Origin of the sequence: Amycolatopsis kentuckyensis, assembly GCF_002155975.1 — a bacterium.
Classification (GTDB): domain Bacteria; phylum Actinomycetota; class Actinomycetes; order Mycobacteriales; family Pseudonocardiaceae; genus Amycolatopsis; species Amycolatopsis kentuckyensis.
In genome coordinates this window covers 1-1,827 of the sequence record NZ_MUMI01000502.1, presented here as the reverse complement: position 1 = coordinate 1,827, position 1,827 = coordinate 1, and the positions used below count along the sequence as shown (strand labels likewise).

Sequence of the window (1,827 nt, the reverse complement as noted above, 5' to 3'; positions counted from 1 at the left end):
CGACGCCGGACGCGGGCGTGGTCCGCCGGGTCTGCGACGACGTCGCGGTGCTGGAGGACGGCACGGTCGTCGAGCGCGGCACGGTGCTCGACCTGATCGCGGACCCGGCCAGCCGCACCGCGCAGGCGCTGCTGCCGGCCATCGAGACGACCCGCGCGCAGGTGGCGCGTTACGACCGCTCGGCCGACGTCGTGCTCGTCGGCTTCGCCTCGGTGGGTGCGCTGCTGCCCGAGGCGGCCGGTCGCTTCGACGTCGAGTTCGCCACCATCGGCGGCGGCCTGACCCGCATCGGCGACACGCCGGTCGGCCGGTTCCGCCTCGGTGTCCGCGGCGAGCGCGCCGACGCGGCGCTGGCCTGGGTCGCCGAGCGCGGCGGCCACGTCACGCACACCGCGCGCGGCCCGCAGGGTGTCGCGGCTGCCTGACCGGACCCGGGAGACGCCCCGATGCGCAGGTCGCATCGGGGCGTTTCCGCGGGCACGTAGGCTGGTCGGGTGCTCGCCGTAGTTCCGCCCCCAGTCACCGTCCGGGTCCCGGCCAAGGTCAACTTGCACCTGTCGGTCGACGACCTGCGTGAAGACGGTTACCACGAGCTGGTCACCGTGTTCCAGGCGCTGTCGCTGACCGACGAGGTGACCGTCGCGGTCACCGATGACCCCGGCATCGAGGTCTACGGCGAGGGGGAGGGCACGGTCCCGACCGGCCCCGAGAACCTGGCCTGGCGGGCCGTCGAGGCGCTGGCCGCGCACGTCGGGCGCACCGGCGAGCCGAAAGTCCGGGTGGTGCTGCGCAAGGGCATCCCGGTCGCCGGCGGCATGGCGGGCGGCAGTGCCGACGCGGCCGCGACGCTGGTCGGGCTGGCGAGCCTGTGGAACCTCGACGTCACCCGCGACGAGCTGGCCGAGATCGCCGCCGGCCTGGGCAGCGACGTCCCGTTCGCGCTCTACGGCGGCACGGCGCTGGGCACCGGCCGCGGCGAGCAGCTGGTCCCGGTCCTCTCGCGGCACACGTTCCACTGGGTGCTGGCCTTCGCCGCCGAAGGGCTGTCGACGCCGAAGGTGTTCGGCGAACTCGACCGCCTGCGCGCGGCCGGCAACCCGCCCCGGATCGGCTCGCACACGCCGGTCGTCGAGGCGCTGGCCTCCGGCGACCCGCGCCAGCTGGCCCTGCTGCTGGGCAACGACCTCCAGGCGGCCGCTGTCTCGCTGCGGCCCGACCTGCGCCGCACGCTCCGGGCGGGGGTCAACGCGGGCGCGCTCGCGGGCACGGTCTCCGGTTCCGGCCCGACGTGCGCGTTCCTCTGCGAAGACGCGCAGTCGGCGGTGGAGGTCGCGGCCGAGCTGTCGGGGGCCGGCGTCTGCCGGACGGTCCGCGTGGCCCACGGCCCGGTCCCCGGCGCCCGGGTCGTCGGCGGGGACGACGCACCGCGCCCGGCGCCGCCGCGGGTGCACGCGTGAAGCACGCCGAGTTCGCGTTCCCCGGCCCGCTGCGCGACAAGCTGGTCGCGGCGATCCTGCGCGGGGACAAGACTTCGACCACCGGCCTGGTCGCCGAATACGAAGCGTACGGCGAAGAGCTGCCCGAGGTCGGCGAGCGCGAGCTGATGATCGACTCGGCCGGGGTCGGCGTGGCGATCCTCGAGACCACCGAGGTGCGCGTTCTGCCCTTGTCCGAAGTGGACCTTCAGCACGCGCTCGACGAGGGCGAAGGCGACAAGAGCGTCGCCGAGTGGCGCGCCGGCCACACGAAGTTCTGGCAGAGCCCCGAAATGCGCGCCGCGCTGAAAGACCCGGAATTCACCGTGGACGCCACGACCATGGTCGTGGC

3 protein-coding genes are annotated in these 1,827 nt (G+C 74.9%); all 3 read left to right on the top strand.

Features of this window, described 5'->3' with window-relative positions; genetic code table 11:
* Positions 1 to 425: NIL domain-containing protein (locus tag CCN39_RS38900; protein WP_279629612.1), on the top strand; the 425-nt coding region annotated here is incomplete at its 5' end.
* Positions 426 to 494: 69 nt separating this feature from the next.
* A complete protein-coding gene (locus CCN39_RS38895; RefSeq protein WP_086850928.1) occupies positions 495 to 1,457 on the top strand; it encodes a 4-(cytidine 5'-diphospho)-2-C-methyl-D-erythritol kinase in 963 nt (320 codons plus the stop codon).
* The coding region (locus tag CCN39_RS38890) for an ASCH domain-containing protein (protein WP_086850926.1) at positions 1,454 to 1,827 on the top strand (374 nt) is incomplete at its 3' end. The genes CCN39_RS38895 and CCN39_RS38890, both read left to right, overlap by 4 nt.